At 52.0% G+C, this 22,518-nt stretch carries 10 protein-coding genes and 1 pseudogene; 9 read left to right on the top strand and 2 right to left on the bottom strand.

Annotation, left to right across the window (positions count from 1 at the left end):
• Positions 1-101 precede the first annotated feature (101 nt).
• The 3 genes and pseudogenes from M1L66_RS16650 (at position 102) to M1L66_RS16660 (ending at position 4,356) form a co-directional block, all read left to right on the top strand.
• Positions 102-3,278: an ATP-binding protein gene (locus tag M1L66_RS16650; RefSeq protein WP_434687182.1), complete on the top strand. Its 3,177-nt coding sequence runs from the start codon at positions 102-104 to the stop codon at positions 3,276-3,278.
• Positions 3,279-3,342: 64 nt separating this feature from the next.
• Positions 3,343-3,621 (top strand): annotated as a pseudogene (locus M1L66_RS16655) (diguanylate cyclase); the annotation flags it as partial.
• Positions 3,622-3,813: 192 nt separating this feature from the next.
• The gene (locus tag M1L66_RS16660) at positions 3,814-4,356 is read left to right on the top strand and encodes a hypothetical protein (RefSeq protein WP_434687184.1); all 543 of its coding nucleotides are present in this window, start codon (positions 3,814-3,816) and stop codon (positions 4,354-4,356) included.
• A gap of 186 nt (positions 4,357-4,542) precedes the next feature.
• Here M1L66_RS16660 and M1L66_RS16665 read toward each other — a convergent pair whose 3' ends face one another.
• Positions 4,543-6,591 carry a sensor histidine kinase gene (locus tag M1L66_RS16665; protein ID WP_434687186.1) on the bottom strand — a complete coding sequence of 683 codons (2,049 nt, stop codon included), beginning with the start codon at positions 6,589-6,591 and terminating at the stop codon, positions 4,543-4,545.
• Between the two features lie 31 nt (positions 6,592-6,622).
• On the opposite strand from M1L66_RS16665, the gene M1L66_RS16670 reads away from it, so the two are divergent.
• Positions 6,623-8,521 carry a hypothetical protein gene (locus tag M1L66_RS16670; RefSeq protein WP_434687188.1) on the top strand — a complete coding sequence of 633 codons (1,899 nt, stop codon included), beginning with the start codon at positions 6,623-6,625 and terminating at the stop codon, positions 8,519-8,521.
• A 69-nt stretch (positions 8,522-8,590) separates the two neighbouring features.
• On the opposite strand, the gene M1L66_RS16675 is transcribed toward M1L66_RS16670, so the two are convergent.
• Positions 8,591-9,271 (bottom strand): response regulator transcription factor, encoded by a 681-nt coding sequence (locus tag M1L66_RS16675; protein ID WP_349768924.1) that lies wholly within the window; start codon positions 9,269-9,271, stop codon positions 8,591-8,593.
• 225 nt (positions 9,272-9,496) lie between these two features.
• Between M1L66_RS16675 and M1L66_RS16680 the strand changes: the two genes are divergently transcribed.
• From M1L66_RS16680 to trkA, 5 genes are all read left to right on the top strand, one after another.
• Positions 9,497-16,738, top strand: coding sequence for a DUF5018 domain-containing protein (locus M1L66_RS16680; protein WP_434687190.1), 7,242 nt, complete (start codon positions 9,497-9,499; stop codon positions 16,736-16,738).
• A gap of 672 nt (positions 16,739-17,410) precedes the next feature.
• Positions 17,411-19,276 (top strand): TIGR03960 family B12-binding radical SAM protein, encoded by a 1,866-nt coding sequence (locus tag M1L66_RS16685; protein WP_187022048.1) that lies wholly within the window; start codon positions 17,411-17,413, stop codon positions 19,274-19,276.
• Entirely contained in the window at positions 19,260-19,970 is a 711-nt protein-coding gene (locus M1L66_RS16690) for a TIGR03936 family radical SAM-associated protein (protein WP_434687192.1), read from the top strand. The genes M1L66_RS16685 and M1L66_RS16690 overlap by 17 nt, the downstream gene beginning before the upstream one ends.
• The gene (locus M1L66_RS16695) at positions 19,963-21,165 is read left to right on the top strand and encodes a ribonuclease E/G (RefSeq protein WP_434687194.1); all 1,203 of its coding nucleotides are present in this window, start codon (positions 19,963-19,965) and stop codon (positions 21,163-21,165) included. Before M1L66_RS16690 ends, M1L66_RS16695 begins: the two co-directional genes overlap by 8 nt.
• Positions 21,162-22,517 carry a Trk system potassium transporter TrkA gene (gene trkA, locus M1L66_RS16700; RefSeq protein ID WP_187022045.1) on the top strand — a complete coding sequence of 452 codons (1,356 nt, stop codon included), beginning with the start codon at positions 21,162-21,164 and terminating at the stop codon, positions 22,515-22,517. Before M1L66_RS16695 ends, trkA begins: the two co-directional genes overlap by 4 nt.
• Position 22,518: the final 1 nt, after the last annotated feature.

Genomic DNA, 22,518 nt, shown 5'->3' on the forward strand with positions numbered 1-22,518 from the left:
TATTGTCTTTTTTCGCAGAAAGGAGTATAATATCTAAAATAGTAGCTAACATGAACAAGGGTGGCCAGACATAATAAATAGGATAGTTGGAGGATACCTATATGGAGATTAATTTAAACTATGATCAGCTGAATGCAGAGTACAGTATGCTGATGAGTGTTTTGGGGGCAAGCGTCAGCAAGCATCTGATAGATGGCCACTATACATGTATCTGGGCCAATGATTACTACTATGATCTGATCCGGTATCCTAAATCCCAATACGAAGAACTGTTCCACAGCCATTGTGATGAGTATTTCTCCAACAATCCGGAAGGGTGGGAGAAGCTGGTCGAAACAGTCAATTCTGCTCTGGAACAGGGAAAAAACGGATTCTCCCTTTACATGCCTATGGTCTATCCGGGTAAAGAGGCTTTCTGGGTAAAGATGCAGGCGGTTTTTACGGATGAGTTTATTGATGGGTACCGTGTCTCCTACACAACCATGGTGGATGTAACCGATATGATGCAGGCTAAACTGGCGCAGGAGGAAACAAAGCAGGATTTTGACAAGATGATGCAGGAGCAGGCCATGCTCATGAGTGCATTAAACATCAGCGTCAGTAAGCACCTGATTGATGAACACTATACCTGTGTCCTGGCCAATGAATACTATTTCAAGCTGATTGGTTATTCAAAGTCAAGGTATGAGGAGCTGTTCCACAACCATCCCGATGAATTCTATCAGAACAATCCGGAGGGCTGGGAACTGCTGACGGGAAAAGTCACCTCTGTGCTGGAGAACGGCGGTGACTGGTATGAGGCCATCGTGCCCATGAAATACGAGGACGGCTCCGGCTACTGGGTTAAGCTGGTCAGCTTTTTTACGGATGAGTACATAGACGGGTACCGTGTCTCCTATACAGTCATGACCGATGTGACAGAGCTGGTCCGTACCAGGAACGAGCTGGAGATGCTCATGAGTGCCATGGCGGTCAGCGTCAGCAAACATCTGATGGACAAACATTTCACCGTTGTTCGGGCCAATGATTTTTATTACCAGCTGATTGGATATCCTAAGGCAGAGTATGAAGCCAGATTTCACAATCATTGTGATGAGTATTTTATAGATAATGAAGCAGGATTAAAAATACTGAATGAGAAGGTTCAGGGAATGGTCTCAAACGATGGAAGAAGCTATGAGGCGTTCCTGCCCTTAAAGCTGCCCGACGGCTCCATGGTCTGGGCGAAGGCGATAGGCTTTTTAACGGATGAATATATAGATGGAAAACAGGTTGCCTACACTACGATGATAGATGTGACGGATTTGATGCAGATGCAGAAGGAGCGCAGTATTGCTTATGACAGCATTCCCGGGTTCATCATTAAGCACCGTATCCTGCCTCACAGTATTGTCATGATTGACGCCAGCGAGCAGATTGAAGATATTTTTGGTGTCAGTCCCAGGGACATCACATCAAGGGATCCTTTTTCCGTATTGGCGGAGGAGAGCAGAGAACTGATTGTAAACCGGATTCCCGCCCTGCGAAGAAGGGAGCCATTAGAGGCCACTATACACGCAAAGGATAAGCAGGGCCGCGACCGGTGGTTCCATATCAACAGCACCTGTATCGATATGGTATCCGATGATCCGGTGTACTTAACCATGTTTATCGACATCACTGATATTACGGAACTGAGGGAGCTTCAGCGCAAACTGGAGGAACGTACGGATATGCTGAATGAAGCGCTGGAGGCGGCTAAGTATGCCAATGCGGCGAAATCCGACTTTCTTTCCCGTATGAGCCATGATATCCGTACTCCCATGAACGCCATTACCGGAATGACAGAGATTGCCAATGCCCATATTGAGGATCAGGAACGGGTAAAGGACTGCCTCCAGAAGATCCGCCTGTCCAGCAGCCATCTTCTTGGGTTGATCAATGACGTGCTGGATATGTCAAAAATTGAGAATGGGAGCTTCCCAATCCATATGGCGGCGATGTCACTGCCATATGAACTTAATAAGGTCATTATGATCATGCTGCCGGAAATACGCTCCAGGCACCAGCAATTCGATGTTTATTTAAAGGGGCTTTACCATGAGACGTTTTGCTGTGACGCGCTTCGTCTCCGTCAGATTCTGTTAAACCTCCTGTCCAATGCCTCAAAGTTTACACAGGAAGAGGGACGGCTTGTATTAGAAGTAGAAATGCGGAAAACGGATGAGGCAGATAAGGCTATGCTCCGCTTTATGGTCTCCGACAATGGGAGAGGAATGAAGCCGGAATATCTGGAGCAGATTTTTGAGCCGTTTACCCGAGAGAGCGACAGCCGCACCGACCGGATTGAAGGAAGCGGCCTGGGGATGGCAATTTCAAAGAGGCTGACGGATCTTCTGGCGGGAGATATAACAGTAGAAAGCCAGTTAAGAGAGGGAACAACGTTCCAGGTTTATCTTCCCATGGATATCCTGCCGGATGCTGAAACAAGCGGTATGGACCTTCAGAATGTCAGAGTCCTCCTGGTGGACGATGATCCTGTAGTCCGGGATTGTGCCAGCCAGATGCTTCACTCCATGGGAATCCAGTCGGAGGCAGCCGGCTTCTTGGAAGCGGCCGATATGTGGGCAGGTCAAAGTTCTGAGGAAAAGGAGTATAACCTCATTATTTTAAGTTCCGGACTGGAGGAACCCAAAATCATGGAAAAAGCGGAAATATTCTGTCACACGCCTCATGGCGGTGTTCCCCTTCTTTTGTCCGCTTATGACGTTACCGAGATAAAAGAACAAGCACGGGCTATGGGAATCTGTGGCTTTATTAACAGACCATTTTACTGTTCTGCCATCATGGAATGCCTGAACCGGTATCTTTTTGGGGAAGCGTCTATCCAGAAAGAGCCGAGGTCTTTTGACTTTACTGGAATTCCGGTTCTTCTCGTGGAGGATAATGAAATCAATCGTGAAATTGCCCTGGAACTTTTAGGAAGCTTTGGATTAAAGACTGATGTGGCAGAAAATGGATTGGAAGCACTCCAGCGATTTGGGGAAAGCCAGCTGGGCTACTATGCCCTGATTCTGATGGATATTCAGATGCCGGTCATGAATGGGTATGAGGCGGCCAGGGCTATTCGGTCCCTTATAAGGGAGGACGCAAAGACAGTTCCCATTCTGGCCATGACGGCGGATGCCTTTGTGGAGGATATTGAGAACGCAAAAGCAGCCGGCATGAACGGCCATCTGCCAAAACCCCTGGATTTTGAACTGTTTGGCTGTGAGATCCAAAAATACATACGCAGATAGCGGGAATTAGAAGCGACGGGAGGATACTTTATGATACCGAATAAAAAACAAGTATTAATTGTGGTGGGGCGTCTACGCAATTGAGGACCGGACGCTTCCTGTAGAAACCATGTGTAACCGGGCCCTTTTGGCGGCCCGCAGCATTAAAGGACAGTACGGGATATATTACGCGGTTTATGATGACGCCCTCCGCAGCCAGCTGCTTGAAGAGCAGAGCATCACAGACAGTATGGAAAACGCTCTCACTACAGGACAGTTTGAGATCTGGCTGCAGCCACAATACCGGATTATGGATAACGCCCTTGTCGGAGCTGAAGCGCTGGTACGGTGGAACCATCCAGAACGTTTGTCCAGAACGAGACTGCAAAGCCGGATAATCAGGGGATTCTGAGCTTTATCATGAATCATGGTCCTGTTCTTCTATATCTACAGACTGCTGAAAAAGGAAAAGAAAACACTTCAGATATTGGCATATAAAGATGTACTGACCGGGGCGGACAACCGGAACTGCTTTGTCACGGTGTTGGCCGCGCTGTTGGAAAAGTCGGCGGCTTATGCCCATACCCAGGAGGCAGTATTACCATTTACTATGATGCCTCCCCTGGTCCACACGAATTCACCCATCAGCTGGGAGAAAACAGACCGCGCGGCCTCAGTCAGTATAGTTACGCCGGACGGAACCATATATTCCGGGGAAACAACACCAGAACATGTAATCCTAAATGAGTATGATAAATGTACCTTTTACCTTCCTGATTTGCCGGAAGGGGAATACACTGTGGAAGTGAAGGGAGATAAATTGGGAAGGGGCTGGGTTGACTGTAATAAAACAATGGTATCAGTAACCGACGAGCCAGCAAAAGAAGCTGAGACAAAAAAGATTCTTAAATCAATCTGCTATAAATACATAAAGCCGATAAACTGTGATTTATTCGCAAGTTTATTGGCTTTATATTCGTTTACTGATTACCTGGACTCATCGTCTGCCTATGAAAAAAGCGTCGGCTTCTCGTACGGTTTGCCGTTCATAATTGCAATGGTTAATAGTAAAATCTTGATTCTCTGGAAAATGGTGTGACTTTGTTGAATAATCAGATCCACTTAAAGATAAATACGGAACTGAATATTTTCCAACTGGTGAAATGGCAGGCGCAGCTCTTTGTATGACGGGTCTTTTGATTCAACCTGACACCGGAGTGGTGTCAGGTTGTAAAACGGAAATCAATTTTTAAACGTATCAGTATTGACAATGAAGTTTTTATTTTCACAATATAAGCGGCAGCCTAATCCGAAAAATGCTTCCCTCACCAACAGTCGATTCTACGCTGATTTCTCCCCCATGCTCCAGCACGATGGTACGGGTGATGGAAAGGCCCAGTCCTTGTCCTCCTGCCTCGGCGCGGGTCGTGTAGAACCGGTCGAAGACCCTGGGAATCGCCGCCCCCGGAATCCCGCAGCCGGTGTCGGCCACGCAGATCAGGGCAAAGTTCTGATCCCGTTCCAGGGAGAGGACAATCTTCCCATCGGGCGGGGTGAATTCCCCTGCGTTAAACACCAGATTTTCCAACGCCCGGGTCAGTTTTCGGCCATCCGCCCTCACCGTACAGGGCAGGGGCGTCAGCTCGCATAAAAAGTCCGGACCGGTCAGCTCCACCACCGGCTGGTTGCTGCGGTAAAAGTCTGCCAGGAACCGGTTTAAAAAGAGCGGCTCCATCTGCGGTAGCGCGCCCGCCTCGCTCGCCAGCTCCTGGATGGATTCGAGCCGGTCTGCGAGAACGCTGCATTTATCCTCAATCCCCTGCATCTTCTCCCGTGTGTCCGCATCCAGCATAATGTCATTGAGACGGATGATCTGAGCCATGTTAGACAGGGCTGTGAGGGGGGATTTCATGTCGTGTCCAAGCTCTGCCATGAGCTGACCGCGCTCCTCTAAGAGTTTCGTCAAATGACGGGTCTTTTCGTCCACTTCCTCCTGCAGATGTTCGGTTAAACGCAGGTTTTCCGCTGCCATTGTCCGGCTTCGAGAGATCATCAGCGCCGCAAAGGAAAACACCATGCAGAATGCGCCGTACTCCTCCGGCCAGCCGCCGATTGCCGGCTCAAACCGTCCCACCGTAACTGCACCGTAAAGCAGGCATACGCCGTTTGCCGTGACAGCCATAAGGGCCGGGCGAGCATAAGGTTTTCCCAGCACACAGCCGCAGGCGGCCGCGGCAATCAGAAAGAAGGCGGCCAGGATCTGATAGCCGGAAATCAGCGGCCCGTACCATAGCATGAAGCCGGGAAAGGAGGGCAGCACCAGCAGGGGAACCAGAATCCCGACGCCGCACATGCCCAGGGAGAGGGCAGCGGCAGCGTATGGTATCCGCCGGTTCAGGCGTTGATGCTCCGAATCCGGCAGGAACAAATAGATGGAAATACGCACTGCACAGTAAACTCCGCAGAGAGCCGCCGCGTCCTCCAGCGCATACAGCGGGCGTACGAAGGGGACGCCCCATAAGCGAAGGAACGGATAGCACACCCGCAGGGCGAAGGTCAGGCATAAAAGACCGAACCAGAACGCCGCCGGGTCTCGCTGTCCTTTTTGCCCAAACCACAGCACTACGCAGAATAGGGCCAGCGCCAGGGAACTAAAGCAGAAAATCCCATAGAAAACCATGCGGGAGGCAGCCATATGAACCACGCTGTCCACACTTCCAATTGCAGGCGGAAACCACAGGCCGCCGTAGTAGTGGGAATAATTTGCCGTCTGAATGATCAGCTCCGCCTCGCCGTCTACGGGAAAGAAATATATCGTGTCCCGTATGAGCGGCCGATAGCCGCCCGCGTGCCCGGACTCTATTTCTGTGCCGTCCATTTTCCCCACGGCGCCCACCTCACCCGGTCCGCCCAAATCCTGGCCGTCAACAAAAACACGGGCGGCGCAAAGGGGCTCCTGAAGGTACAGAGCCGCCATGCCCGCCCCCTTTATGCGGAGCCGATAAGTGGCCGTGCCATAGAGATTTCCGTCTGTATGGAATAAAGACAGGTTCGGATACTCTCCGGCCCAGACGGTATACCCCGGGGATGGGGAGCTGTCAGAAAAATCATTGGGTGTAAGCAGACGGTCGGGGTACAGTTCCCACCCGTCCACCAGAAACGCTGCGCCATCTGCGGGAAGAAGCGTTACATGTTCTTGTACCATTTCCGTTTTTGCGGTATACTTGTTATCAATATGGGATAGGATGATAAGCCCTGCCAGGACGAAAAACGCCGCGCCTATCATTAGGATGACAACAGGGGTTACTTTTTTTAATGGTTTCTTTTTTTCCATTCTGTCACCTCATGGGAAAGGAATAGTTTTTATGAAAACGCTTTATCAAGGGATCATGTCTGCATTCACTGCGGCAGTCCTTCTTTCATTATGCCTCACCCCAACAGCTTTTGCAACGGAAGAACCGCCTGGCAGCGGGGACACTTCCATAGAATCTGCGATTGAGACGGAGCTGGCGGAGGAAAGTCCAAAACCGTCCACAGCCACGCCCTCCGACGCCCAGGAAGAGGAAATGCTTCAGCCGGATCATTCCGACAATGACGAATATTCCTCCGAGCCCACGAAATCAGCTGCAACGTCGGAACCGCCGGATGAGGGTACAGCAGCGGAACCGATCACGGCCACTCCTTCCGAGGCTGTGGAACTTATGCTGCAGGAGCCTGACACAGCGTCAACAGCGGAGGAACTGCTGGAGTGGCTGTCCGACCATGAGGACAGCGGAGGAACCGTTTGGTTGTCCGATGATATTTCTCTCTGCGACGTTTCCTATGTGCATGGTCTAAGAAAACCGGCGATTACCATCAACACGGGAGAATTCTCCATTACCACTGATGGCTCTGTGGAGCTGTTGGCAGGCAGTCCTTTTACAATCTGCGGAATTGGCGGGGAGAACGGCGTACTGCGCGTGTCGGAAGGAAGCACGGCGTATATACTCGGCCTTGCCCTGGAATCGGAGGAAGGCTATGCGGCATTCCAGGAGGAGGAGTCCGGCTTTATGACGGAGAATAGCTCCGTCGTCGGGGATATCCATTATGCAGACCGGCCTTTTATCTGGGAGTGGGAGACCGGGCGGACTGTTGTGGGACCGGGGGAAACCTTTGACGCAGGCTGGCTGCCCGATGTGATCCTGGCCCGTATAAATCACCTGGGCCGAACTACAGACGAATATGAGGCGGTTCCTGTCACCTGGGATTTATCGGGGCATGAGGAAGACCAAATGCTGCGCCGCCGCTTTACGGTGTCCGGCGAATTTGAGAACATGGCTTCGTTGGCTGCGCCTGAATGTACGGTGATTTATGATGATTTCCCGCTGACCTTCCTGGAGGTAAATGTATATAAAATAGAAGGCCGCTATGGAGATTCCTACCGTTTCACCGGCGAGTTCTCCGTGCCGGAGAATCGCCTGCCCATCACCATCGCTCAGGAATATTCCTTTGACGGGGAGAATTGGTTCCTCGACCAGGAGTCGATGGATACCATTGTAAAAAATACCTTTTCCATTTCCCCGTTTGTGAAGAAAGAAGACAGGGAAAGCTGTCCGAAAATTTTTATCCGACTGAGCTGGAATGATAACGGAACTGTGTACTATTCCAACGTCTTGTCCTTTGCGACAGACAGCCTTGCAGCGAACGAGGAACCCGGCGGCAACCGGGGCGGTGGCACGGATATCATTGACCCGCCAAAGCAGCCGGAACCTGATGTAGAGCCGGAGACTCCACCGCCTCCGGTAACATCAGAGCCGGAAACCGCGCCGCCGATTACTGTTCCGGAACCCACATCCAGTCCGGGCGCGGCGCCAGAATTGATGCCACCGGATGAAACCGTGGTATCTTCCGCGGTCGTGGGGGAAGAACCGAAAAGCCCATCCACCGCAGCGGAATCATCCTCCTCCCGTGAGCCGTCTGCTCCGGAATCGAAGCCGCCAAAAAGCACAGGGCAAATTTCAGCCGTTAAAGATGAAATGCCGGAAAATGCAGAGGTTTTGGCAGAGCCGGAGACGGAAACTTCTGTGCCGGGACCGGGCACGCTCCCGGTTGTGGCGGGACTTGCGGCAGTAGCAGTCTCCATCGGCGGGGCAGCCCTATACCTGTATCCCAAAGCATACCAGAAAGGGCATCCCGTAACTCTTGCCCTGCGGGCAGGGTGCACTTTATGTGTTAAGATATGGAAAAGGCTTCTTGGGGAGCTGCGAAACCATATCAGACGATAAGGAAAAGCCATCGGCTGTCACTGGAGAGTGACAGCCGGTATTTCTTTACCCCAAAAATAATGATACATTTTACGGTACGAACAGATACCCTTTGCGCCGGATGGTCTGGATATATTCGTGGGCGGGGCAAAGCTCCAGGAGCTTTTGACGGATACGGCCAATAATGACCTGGAGGGACTTGGTTCCCTTGTTGATAGGCGACTTCCATACCTGATAGTAAATCTGTTCATAGGAAAACACCTCTCCGGGATGCCTTGCAAGAAAATACAGCACGTCAAATTCATACGTAGAGAAGTCAGCGGTTGAATCTCCAAAGCAAACGCTGCGATTTCCGGGATCTATCATGAGGGCACCATACGCTAACGGTTTTGGCGGCTGGGTATTCTGCCCGGATTTGATCCGCGCCCGGACACGCAATTCCAGCTCTTCCAAGCTGTACGGCTTGCAGACATAATCGTCGCCGCCGATGGAAAGCCCCTTAATGCGGCTCTGCTCCTCGGTGTAGCCGGAGAGGAACACAATGGGCAGGCCGGTCTTCTCCCGGACACGGGCGCACAGATCAAATCCATTTCCATCCGGCAGATCGATATCCAGGATCACACAGTCCAGCGCGGCGGAGTTTATAATCTTCTCTGCGGCTCCTGCCGTCTCTACGCAGACCGTCTCATATCCCATCTTTTCAAAATATTCCCGGTTATCTTCTAAAACAGTTCTGTCATCATCCACAATCAGTACTCTCAAATAAACCACCTCCACTTTTGGCGTTTCTTTCATATAACACCAGTATAGCATAAAATATTTGTTTTTTTTCCCTCCGAAAGTAAACGGCTGGCAACATTTTTTGAAATCCGCCCTTTTTCTGCAAAATTATATTATAATGAATATATCAAATGTTCCGTCTGCAAAACCACCCCGCAGACGGGGCAATTTCTGTTTTATGGGTTAAAATTTTGTATTTGAAGGAGGAAGGATACTATGTTTGGCAAAACAAAGGTAAGACATCGGAGGACACCGAGGGCGGGAATATTCCGACCATACCATCGTCCCGGGGCAAGAGCGGCGGCGGTGCTTCTGTCGTTTTGCGTGGCGTTTACCATGATGCCGGCGCCGGTATTTGCAGCAGCGCTGGATCGGGAGGCGGAGACCGGCTTGTGCGAACACCACCCGGAACACACTGAGGAATGCGGGTATCGGGTGGCCGAACCGGGGCATCCGTGTGAACACAAGGGGAATGGCGGTGGAGCCGACAGAGAAGGCCCCCTGGGGGGCAATCACACGGAAGAATGTTATACGGACAAGCTGATTTGCGGCTTCATCGAGGACGAGGATTTGACGGCATCGGACAGCGACGCAGGCCATAAGCATACCCAGGACTGCTACGAACTGGATTGTCCTCATGAGAGAGGGGAGCATGATGAGGACTGCGGTTATGAGGAGGGCGAGGCAGGCACACCCTGCGGCTATGTCTGCAGCCAGTACGGTACCCCGGATCAGGACGGCGGGGACAATCTTCCTCTACCGGGAGAAACCAAGCCGGAACTGGTGCAGCCTGATGCCATAGAAGATAGGACCGTCACGTCCTTTGACGAACTGGACGAAGCAGTGAGAAACCAGACGGTCAAGGCCGGGACGCCCCTTGAAGAGCTAGCGCTGCCGAATACCCTTTCTGCCACGGCGCAGACCGGGGATGAGGATCCTAAGCCAGTGGTGATTGAGGGCGTGACCTGGGAGCCGGACGTGCTTTATGAGGGAGAAGCGGGCGAGTTTACCTTCACCGCGGCTGCGGCCGGGTACATTCCTGCCCAGGGCGTGGAATGGCCTGTGATTGCGGTCACTGTGGAGGAAGCAGCAGCGGTTCCGGACGAAATCGACGCTTTATGTGCCGCCATCGACGCCCTGCCCACGCTGGATGAGCTTTATGAAAATGCCCCCGGCGATGCCGCCCCAGAATTTGACTCCTGGGTGACCGAGACGAGAGGCAAGCTGGCAGAAGTTTCCGCCCTGTGGGAGCAGCTTTTGGCCCTGTCAGAGGACGGGGCCGCCATGGAGCGGATTACCGAGGCGCGGGCGGAGAAGCTGGCGGCGCTGAATAGTTTGGCCCAGCGGCTGGGGGAGTACATGCCGTTAGCAGGAGATTACGTAGAGGTCATCGGAAGTAATGGTGAGTCAAAGGGTAACTATGCCTCGCTGGGGGACGCCATCAGCAATGCGGCAACCGGCGACACCTTAAAGTTGCTGCAGGATATCACGGATTCGTCCAAAGTGACGATTTCAGACAAAGACCTTACGCTGAATCTGGATAATAAGAAGCTTAGCTTCCCTAGCTCACAAGCGAGCGGCGGCGGTGCCGCAATTCAATTAGCGGGGACTGCCTCCTTATGGGTGGAGGGAAGCGGAGAAATATCTATGGTTAATACTTCCAGTGCTACTCTGATCCTGAATGGAGGCAGCGGAACGCTGACAGTTAAGGGGGGAACAATCTCTGATTCTGGCCAAAACGGCGCTGTGATTTCAAATACGGGCAGCGGTGACGTAAGGATTGAAGGCGGAACGATCTCCACGTCCGGGTATCAAAAGATTGTAATTTCAAATCCGAATACCGGAAACGTAACCGTAACGGGAGGTACCGTCTCCGCCACAAACAATAGTAGTTATGCAATTGGGAATTTCGACAGCGGTAAGATTACGGTCGGCGGTACAGCCAAAGTAACTAGCAGCAGCACGGAGAAACAGACGATATACCTATATAAGGTTCCCACCACGGATCCCAAGACCGTTTTGGAGATTACCGGTGGAACGGTGGAAAACACGCAAAACGATGGCTACGCAGTGTACTTTGCCAACGAGAGCGGCGTGACCTCAGAAAATTTGACGGACTACTTCATCCAGTCAGGCGGCACGATTACCGGTGCGATTCATCCGGAACCCAAGACCTCCGCCCCCGCCTGGGCAGCCAGCGGCGACGGCACCAGCGCGGAAACGGCTTATGTAATCAGCTCTTATGAAAATCTGGCAAAGTTCGCATCCAATGTCAACGGAACCGATGATTATGCGAATGCGGCTGACAGCTTTCAAGGCAAATACGTCAAGCTATCCGATGACTTCCCGACCGGGGAAGGTGCTCTCGCCACACCTATCGGCAAAAAGACGGGGGGCGGATTCCAGGGACACTTCGACGGCAACGGCAAGACCGTGGCGCTGAATATCACGGTGAAAGAAAGAGGCGGGCTGTTCGGCCATATAAAATCCAGCGGCGTAGTGCAGAATGTGACAGTCACCGGTACCGTCTCCGCCAACGAGGATTCAGTCGGATACTTCGCCGGTGTGGCAGGCTATAGCGCCGGCACCGTGCAAAACTGTATGAATCAGGCTGCCGTCACCGGTGAACAATATGTCGGCGGTATAGTGGGCGATAACAGTGGGACGGTGAATGCCTGTTGGAATACCGGTGCGGTCAGTGGCAGCTCATACGCAATCGGCGGTATCGTGGGCAGCAATAGCATGGACAGCGAAGGGATTGGCGGTATGGTGAAAAACTGCATCAACACCGGCTCGGTTATCGGTAGTACCCACTCAATCGGCGGCGTGGCAGGCAGTATCAATGCCGGTACGGTGGAAAACTGCTACAATACCGGTGATGTTACCGGTACAGAGAAGGTGGGCGGTGTGGCAGGCGTCATCAACAGAAGCGCAACCATGCAAAACTGCGTTTCCCTGGGACTGAAGGTCGCCACTACCGAGACTACAGGGGGCAATACCGTAGGTCGTGTGACAGGTGATAATAATAATGGTACACTCACGAACAACAAAGCTCGGACGGATATGAAAGTCTATAGGAAAGCGGATACTCCGGCGGAGGTTACCGGTGCTGCGGACGGCATACACGGCGCAGACCTGGCTGTGGACGGCACCGTGTCCCAGTCTGATGTATTCAGCCAGAATACGGGATGGGATGCCACCACCATCTGGACCATCCCAACCGGCAGTCTGCTCCCCGGCAGCTATCTGCCCACGCTGGATGCATTGGCAGGAGAAGCCGCGCCAACCCTGCCGGGCGACGCGCCGGAACCGTCAGGGGCTGTGCCCAATCTGGATGATAGTGACACGTATGATAAAATACTTTATGCCAATGGCGTGCCCCTGCTGCTGGTGGCGGGCAGTGAGAACGCGGACTACACCGTGGTCTACATCGACAAGGGTACCATCGGCCAGCTCGACGACACCGATGTCATCTTTGACCCCGACGGGAGCGAAACCACTTATGACGGCACCAGCGCAGGAAATGACCTGTCTCGGGTGGCAATTTATGGTGGCAGTCTCCATCAGACGGTTGCGAGTACAAAGATTAGTATGACCGGCGGAAAGGTATCCAGCATCTATGGCGGCGGCTATACAAGGGATCAAGAAGTAACGGCCAACGTAACCGGTGACACCAACATTAAGATATCAGGCGGCGCTGTGCGTAATTATGTCCATGCAGGTGGACGGGCCTGGACAAATTCTACTGCCCAGGTAGGTGGAAATACAAATCTAGAAATAACAGGCGGAACGATTGGAAATGAGATTTGGGGCGGCGGTATAGCAAGGAATGGAAATAGCTCTGCTAATGTGGGAGGGAGCAGTATTGTTTCGATATCCGGTAATGCAGAGGTGAAGGGAAGCGTCTATCAGAGCGGCAGCATAACCTACGATGAAGGCTATCATGACACCTCGGATGACAATGGCAACAGCGCTACTGTGGGAGCGGGTTCCAGTATCACCATAGGAGGCGGTGTGAAGATTGGCGGTACCGGTAAAGGCATCATGATTAACGGCGGCAGCCCCACCGAAGTTAAAACCGGCGCGGCCAGCTTCGTTATCGGCAGCGACTTGGCGGAGGGCGCCAGCGTCAATGTGCAGCTTCCGGCAGGCTACGACGTTACCTCCACCCCCACCATCGCTACCGACGCGGTAGACACTGACCTGGCGAAAATTAAGCTGGTGGGCGATGGGGCCGAGGGGAACGAGGCGTACTTTGACGGCAATGACAATACCATCAAGGTGAGAGAAACGGTTATCGTCCCCGCCCACACCCACGCCATGAGCGTGGACTGCTCCGCCACGGAGGGGACGCAGGTGACCTTTGACAAGGCCCTGACCAGCCGGGATGGACAGCTCTATATCGATGGCGTGGCGGTGAGCAAAATCTCAAGTTACTATAATCTCCCCGCCGGAAACTACTATCTGGCGGCGGATGTAGCATTGGACGACGGTATTTCTATCCAGGGAGAATCCGAGCCGACAGTCAACCTGTGCCTGAACGGCTACAAACTGGCCTATACCGGTTACACGGGTCAGACGAGAGTCTTAAGGATTGAGGCGGGAACGCTGAATCTCTGCGACTGCGACAGCAGTCAAAGCAGCCATACTATTACCAGCAAGGTGACGTACGAGGACGTAGCCGTTTCAGGCGGCGTGATCACCGGGGCATCTGAGGAGGGCATTGTTCTTTTTGGGGGCACGCTGCATCTCTATGGCGGAACCATCGCCGGGAACGGCAGGAGCGACGCCATGTGCGGCGGCGTGAAAAACGCAGGAGGAACCTTTTTCATGCACGGCGGTTCTATCCTCTACAACCGGGGCGATTACGGCAGCGTGTTCTCTATGAGCAGTCTGACCATCTCCGGGGGCGTGATCTCCCATAACAGGGCAAACAATGAGAGCGGGGGTGGGGTCATGTTCGTCAGTGCCCAAAGCGGATCGTCACTGACACTATCCGGTGCTCCCGTCATTTCCGACAACGTGGCAGGGACAGGACAGATTGCCAGCAATCTTAGTTTAGGAACCGGAGCTTTCATCACAGTGGGGAACCGCTTTGCACCTGCCACACCCATCGGCATCACTATGAGGGAAACGCCCGCGAAAAATAGTCCCGTTTCCATCACCGGGACGAACAGCAAGGACTATTCGGGCTGTTTCAAGAGCGACAAGGATGCTTACGTCATCCAAAACGGCGAGAACAACGTGGTGCAGCTGGCGCTGCCCAGGTCCACCGACGCCAAGCAGATCACGGCGTTCACAATTGCGGGTCAGGTGGGCAATACGGTTATCAATCAGCAGGAACACACCGTCCAGGTCACCATGCCAACCGGAACAGACGTGACCAGCCTGACTCCGACTATCACGGTCAGCGACAAAGCAGGCGTCAGCCCGGCAAGCGGCACGGCGCAGAACTTCACCACCCCCGTCACCTACACCGTGACGGCGGAGAACGGAACCACCCAGAACTACACCGTTACAGTAACGGTACAGCCACCCGGCGGCACAGCGCCTGCCATTACCACCCAGACACTTCCGGGCGGCACCGTGGGGACGGCGTACAGCCATACCTTGACGGCCGACGGCACTACGCCGATTACATGGAGCGTCAGCAATGGCAGCCTGCCGGACGGCCTGAATCTGGATACCGGTACCGGCATTATCAGCGGCACTCCAACCACAGCGGGAACCGGGGCATTTACAGTTAAGGCGGAAAACAGCAAAGGAAATGATACTAAGGGGTTTTCTATCCCGATTGCTGAGCCTGCGCCCACGGTGACCGGTGTGACTGTAACCCCGGCAGCACCCAGCGTACAGAAAGGAACTACCCAGCAGTTTCATGTAACGGTTACCGGCATGAACAATCCTGCCCAGACCGTGACCTGGAGCATTGACGGCAGCCATACAAGCGGCACGGCGATTAGCATTGACGGCCGGCTGACCGTGGCTTCCGACGAGATGGCAGACACCCTGACCGTCAAGGCTGTCTCCACCGTGGATACCAGTAAGAGCGGCACGGCCACCGTCACCGTTACAGAGACTCCTCCTGCACCGGTAGTCACACACACCATCACCGCATCAGCAAATGACGGCGGAACCATTTCCCCAAGCGGAGCGGTTAACGTAAACGAGGGCGAAAGCCGGACCTTTACCATTACGCCGGATAGCGGGCACAGGATTTCAAAAGTCACCGTGGATGGCGCATATCAAGGCAGCGTGACAACCTACACGTTTGAAAACGTAACTGCGGATCACAGCATTTCCGTGATTTTTGACCGAATTAACGGCGGCGGTTCGTCCCCGGGAGGCAGCTCATCTTCGGGCGGCAGTTCCTCCACCGCACCGTCCACGACCACGACCACAACGGCCGGGGAAAATGGAAGCAGCACCTCAACGACCCAAACCACGTCAAAGGACAGCAGTGGAAAGACTACTACAGTGACAACCCAGGTAACAAAAGATGCAGCCGGCAATACGGCCGGGAGTGCCACAACCGTAACCACAGACAATATCACAACCTCGGCAGACCAGGGAAGCGCTGTCGTCATGGTAAAACCGGACGGGGCGGCCATTAACAGCGCAGCACTTGCAGCCGGGGCCACGGCTGCAAGTCCAATGGACATCCTGGTGGCAGTTCCCCAGGATACGGTAAGGAGCGAGCTTCAGAAAGCGGATGTAAGCGCCGTGCGTATGGAGGTCATCATACCGAAGTCCGTGGAGAACAATCCGGCGGTAGGGACAGTAGGCGTTACCGTGGAAAAAGAAACCGTGGACGCGGCAAGGCAGACTGGAAAAACAGTGACAGTGACCGTGGGGGACGATACCATGGCAGTAAAAGCTGTCTGGTCCTTAGACGGCCAGTCCATGAGAAACGCGGCGGGTCAGTCCACCGATTTGAATCTGGGCATCCATACGGCGCCGGTACAGTCGAGCGATCCCATAGCGGAGCCTGTGAAGCCGACCGTGACGGCGGTGGGCCAGGAAAATGGCCTTGTGATTTCCCTTACGGCGGACGGAACCCTTCTTTCCTCAGCGAAGCTCACGGTTCCGGCAACGAACCAGACGGCGATCACAGCCTGTTCCACGGTTGCGTTGTACCGGTTTGACCAGACTACGGGAGCACTCCGTGCGGTTTCAGAAGGTATCTATCCCGTGGATGCAAACGGAAACGTAACGATTGATATACCGGCAGGAAAACGCATGGGAGTGAAGGAGACCTATGTGCTGCTTCCGGTACAGGGAACCGTAGGAGTGGGGACCGTGGGAACAGGAAATGGAACAACGCACACGGTCAGGAAAGGCGATACACTGAATCAGATCAGTAAGCAGTACGGCTGCAAGGTAGAAGACCTACTGGCCCTCAATCCTGGAGTGGATATCTATAACCTTCAGGTAGGAAGTAATTTGAGAGTACGATAACAACTAACTACAGGTTTCTGAACATACCGGGACCTTTGTAACAGAATGTGTCCAAAATACCATGAGTATGGCAGTTTTCAGGAAAGGTATTTTATGATTCGATTGAAGATGTAATGAAATGCTATCAGGAACCACAGCATAGCTCACTCCTCCATTGAAATGTATGTAAGAGGTGTTGTATAGCCGGCATAAGTCAGCTATACAGCACCTCTTTTTCTGAACAGTCAAACAACTGTTTCTCCAAATCTCATGCTGGTGAACGAAAAAGCGCCATCCCGGAATTTGTTGTCGAGGAGATGCTTGGTTTACCAGAGGATTTCGGAGCATGACAGTTTTATTGACGAGATCCTTCCGTCAGATGAACCTCAGATCATTGATTGTGCATTTTCACAGTCCTTTCTTGATTATGTTCTGCCGAATGGTGTTGCTTAATACCGTGAAATGCCTTATAATTATGCATTGTGGCGTATTGTTTTATCTAGTGTTACGTAGTTGAGATTAAATAAATCTGTTGTTTTTTTCAAAAAAAGGCCTGATTTTCTTCAAAAAGGGGTGAAAAAAAGAGCAAAAAAGAGCAAATAAGGACGCAAATCCAAGTTCTTTTCGATTCAAACAGGCCTTTACTATAAATCAAAAATACTGTGCAAACAGCACAATAAACAAGGAAAAATCATGAGAAAACTAGCTTTAAATGATGAAATATTACTAAGTATTCAACAACCAGCCCGCTACATCGGGGGCGAGGTAAATACGGTAAATAAGGACCCTAAAAAAGTGGACATTCGCTTTGCCATGTGCTTCCCTGATGTGTACGAAATCGGTATGTCGCATCTCGGCATGCAGATTCTCTACGATATGTTCAACCGTCGGGAAGACATCTACTGCGAACGTGTCTATTCTCCATGGACCGATTTAGATAAGATCATGCGGGAAAAAAAGATTCCGCTGTTCGCCCTGGAATCGCAGGACCCTGTCAGAGATTTTGATTTCTTTGGAATCACGCTTCAGTATGAGATGTCATACACGAACATTCTGCAGGTTCTGGATCTGGCACAGATTCCGCTTCACGCGGCGGACCGGACAGAGAGTGATCCCATCGTCATCGGAGGCGGCCCCTGTGCCTATAATCCGGAGCCCCTGGCCGATTTCTTCGACATGTTCTATATCGGTGAGGGAGAGACGGTTTATTTCGAACTGATGGACCGCTATAAAGAAAATAAGAAACAGGGCAGGAGCCGCCGTGAATTTCTGGAACAGGCCGCCGAGATCCCAGGCATCTATGTACCGGCCTTTTACGATGTGGAATACCATGAGGACGGAACCATAAAAAGCTTCCGCCCCAATAACATCCATGCGAAGGAGACCATCACCAAGCAGCTGGTGGTGAACATGGACGACGCATACTATATCGAGACTCCCGTGGTTCCTTTTATCAAAGCGACTCAGGACCGCGTGGTTTTAGAGATCCAGAGGGGCTGCATCCGCGGATGCCGTTTCTGCCAGGCCGGCAACGTATACCGTCCGCTGCGCGAGCACAGCCTCGAATATTTAAAAGATTACGCCTATAAGATGCTGAAAAGCACGGGACACGAGGAGATTTCCCTGAGTTCCTTAAGCTCCAGTGATTACACGTACCTGGAAGGGCTTGTGAATTTCCTGATCGATGAATTCAAAGGACAGGGCGTGAACATATCCCTGCCATCCCTCAGAATCGACGCATTTTCCTTAGACGTCATGAGCAAGGTGCAGGATGTGAAGAAGAGCAGTCTGACCTTTGCCCCGGAAGCCGGCTCTCAGAGACTCCGCGACGTAATCAACAAGGGACTGACAGAAGAAGTAATCTTACAGGGCGCGAACGACGCCTTTCACGGCGGCTGGAACCGTGTGAAGCTTTACTTTATGCTGGGTCTTCCGACGGAGACGAAGGAGGACATGGAAGGCATTGCCGAACTCTCTGAGAAGGTGGCAGAAATCTACTATGAGATACCGAAGGAACAGAGAAACGGTAAGGTCAACGTAGTGGCCAGTTCTTCGTTCTTCGTACCAAAGCCGTTTACCCCATTCCAGTGGGCCCGCATGTGTACGAAAGAAGAGTTTATCGAAAGGGCTTACATCGTCAAGGACAAGTTCCGGCAGATGAAGAACCAGAAGAGCCTTAAGTACAATTACCACGAGGCGGATTTAACCGTATTGGAAGGAGTTCTGGCACGCGGCGACAGAAAGACCGGAGCTCTGATCGAAGAAGCCTATAAAAACGGTGCCATCTACGACTCCTGGTCCGAATACTTCGACAACCGAATTTGGATGAAGGCCTTTGAGACCTGCGGACTTTCCGTGGATTTCTATACAACGAGAGAGCGAAGCCTGGACGAAGTTTTCCCATGGGATTTCATCGACGCGGGTGTTTCCAAAGAATTCTTAAAGAGAGAGTGGCTGAACGCCATTGATGAAAAATTAACGCCGAACTGCCGACAGAGATGTTCTGCCTGCGGTGGGATGCGTTTTGGAGGAGGTGTCTGCTATGAAAGTAAGAATTAAGTTCTCGAAGCAGGGCCCCGTTAAATTTATCGGTCATCTCGATGTCATGCGGTATTTTCAGAAGGCCATGCGGCGCGCCGGCATTGATATCAAATACAGCGAGGGCTTCAGCCCCCACCAGATCATGTCCTTTGCGGCTCCCCTTGGACTCGGCCTGACGAGCAACGGAGAGTACATGGACATTGAGGTGAATTCCATGAACAGCTGCGAAACCATGGTGAAACAGTTGAATGCGGTTATGGTGGAAGGAATTGAAGTTCTGGAGTGCCATAAACTGGAGGACAATGCGAAAAATGCCATGTCCATTGTGGCCGCCGCGGACTATACGCTTACGTTCCGCGAAGGAAAAGTGCCGGAGAATCTGGAAGCCTTTTTTGCAGGCCTGAAGGAATTTTATCAGCAGGATCAGATTCTCGCAGTGAAAAAGACGAAAAAGGGTGAGCGGGAGATGGATTTAAAGCCAGCCATCTACGAGCTTACCACAGAAGGAGACCATATCTTCATGAAGGTTTCCGCCGGAAGCCAGGACAACTTAAAGCCGGAGCTGATCATGGAGACGTATGACCGGTGGCGGGGCGAGTCCTGCCCGGAATTCGCCTTTTTAATACAGCGGGAAGAGGTCTACGGCAATACCGGTGATGAAGAAGACAGAAACCTGGTGCCTTTGGGACTTATAGGTGAAGAAGTTGAATAAGCTCATTATTACGAGATGGAACGGAGCAATCCTTACGATGGTTCAGTCAGACGGTGATACCGTGTCCCTGAACCTCGAACCGGAAGAAGAGCGTTCCAATCTCGGCAGCATTTATATTGGTAAAGTAAAGAACATCGTTAAGAACATAGGGGCGGCCTTCGTCGAGATCGGAGACGGCTGTATGGGATATTTAAGCCTTGCGGACAGCTATATTCATCATGCCTCCGCAGCCAGTCCGGATGGCAAGCTGAGGGCCGGCGATGAAATCGTCGTACAGGTTGACCGGGACGCAGTCAAGACAAAGGCACCCGTCCTTACCGGCAATTTAAACTTCACAGGGCGCTACATCGTCCTGACGGCCGGTAAACGGCAGCTGGGTTTCTCCTCAAAGCTGTCGGATCTGGAGTGGAAGAAACAGATCAAACCCATTCTGGAAGCAGAAAAAGAAGAGGATTTCGGTATAATTGTGAGAACAAATGCGCCGGAAGCCTCTTTTAATGCGATTCTGGAAGAGCTTAAGAGCTTAAAGGTATTATACCGCAGAGTTATGGAGGACGCCCTACACCGGACATGCTACAGTCTCTTATACCAGACCCCTCCGTCGTATCTGACCGATATCCGTGACAGCTTTCACGGTTCTCTGGGAGCGATCGTAACGGATGAGACCGATATTTACGAGGTCATTCAGGCTTATCTCAAATGCTTTCAGCCGGAAGATTTGCAGAAGCTGACATTATATGACGATGCCCTGCTGCCTCTGTCCAAGCTTTATAAAGTGGAAAAATCCATGAATGAAGCGCTGGGCAAACGGGTATGGCTGAAATCCGGCGGCTATCTCGTCATCGAGCCTACGGAGGCGCTCTGCGTAATCGACGTCAACACCGGGAAGTACTCCGGCAAAAAGAATCTCCATGACACGATTATGAAGATCAACACAGAGGCGGCCGTGGAAATCGCCCGCCAGCTGCGGCTGCGCAACTTATCCGGAATCATCATCATCGATTTCATCGATATGGAGACAGAAGAGGACCAGCGGGAGCTCTTATCCGTATTGTCCCGGATTCTGGCAAAGGATCCGGTTAAGACATCCGTTGTGGAAATTACAAAACTGAATCTGGTGGAAGTCACCAGGAAAAAAATACGCAGGCCGTTCCATGAACAGGCCGCGCTTATAAAAGGGAAGGCAGACACATGAAAATCATAATTGTCGGGTGTGGGAAGGTAGGAACTACCCTGGCCGAACAGTTGAACAACGAACATCATGACATCACGATCATTGATAAGAACACAGCTGTTCTAAGCGCTATCACTGAGCGGATCGACGTCATGGGTGTCGTGGGAAATGGTGCGGTTTATAAGGTTCAGATGGAGGCGGGAATTCAGGAAACAGATTTACTCATCGCCACCACCAATTCAGACGAGTTAAATATGCTCTGCTGTCTGATTGCAAAAAAAGCAGGTAACTGTCATACAATCGCGAGAATCCGGAATCCGGAATACAGCTCGGAGACGCGTTATATCCGGGAGGAACTGGGGCTTTCCATGGCCATCAATCCGGAGATGGCTGCGGCCATGGAGATCTCCAGACTGCTTCGTTTTCCGTCGGCCATCAAGATCGATACCTTCGCCAAGGGCCGTATCGAGATTTTAAAATTCCTCGTTCCTGACCACTCGAAGCTCCATGCCATGAAGGTCCGTGACGTTCTGGACAAGCTTCACTGTACCGTCCTGATCTGTGCGGTGGAGAGGGGAGAGGAGGTCATCATCCCCAGCGGTGATTTCGAGATGCAGGCGGGAGACAAGATCTCCATCATCGCGCCTCCCGCAGAATCCACGGAATTCTTCAAGCAGGCCGGAATCATCAATAATACCATCAAAACCGCCATGTTTGTAGGAGGCGGCAAGATCACGTATTACGTGGCAAAGCTTCTGGAAAACACGAAGATTCAGATCAAGATCATCGAACAGAACGCCGATCGCTGCAACGAGCTTAGCGAACTGCTGCCAAAGGCCATGATTATCCACGGCGACGGTTCTGATCAGGAGCTGCTTTTACAAGAGGGCATCCGCCAGACAGAGGCATTTGCATCCCTGACCGGATTCGATGAGGAAAACATCATGCTGTCGCTGTATGCGGCCAGCCAGTCGAAGGCGAAGCTGATCACAAAAGTTAATAAGATAGCTTTTGAAAATGTAATTAACTCCATGAATTTAGGCAGTGTGATCTATCCCAAGTTAATTACCTCTGATTCCATCCTGCAGTATGTGCGCGCCATGCAGAATTCCATGGGCAGCAATGTGGAGACGCTCTATAAAATCGTGGCTAACCGCGCTGAGGCGCTGGAATTCCGCGTAATGAACGATCCCGCCATCGTCGGCATTCCACTGGAGAAGCTTCGCTTAAAGGACAATCTTCTGGTTGCCTGTATTAACCGCAATGGAAGGATCCGGAGCCCTCGCGGAAAAGATGTTATTGAAACCGGTGACCGTGTAATCATCGTTACTACCAATACCGGATTAAATGATTTGAAGGATATACTAAAGTAGG

This window comes from Hungatella sp. SB206 (assembly GCF_051132295.1).
In the GTDB taxonomy this organism is placed as follows: Bacteria; Bacillota; Clostridia; order Lachnospirales; family Lachnospiraceae; genus Hungatella; species Hungatella effluvii.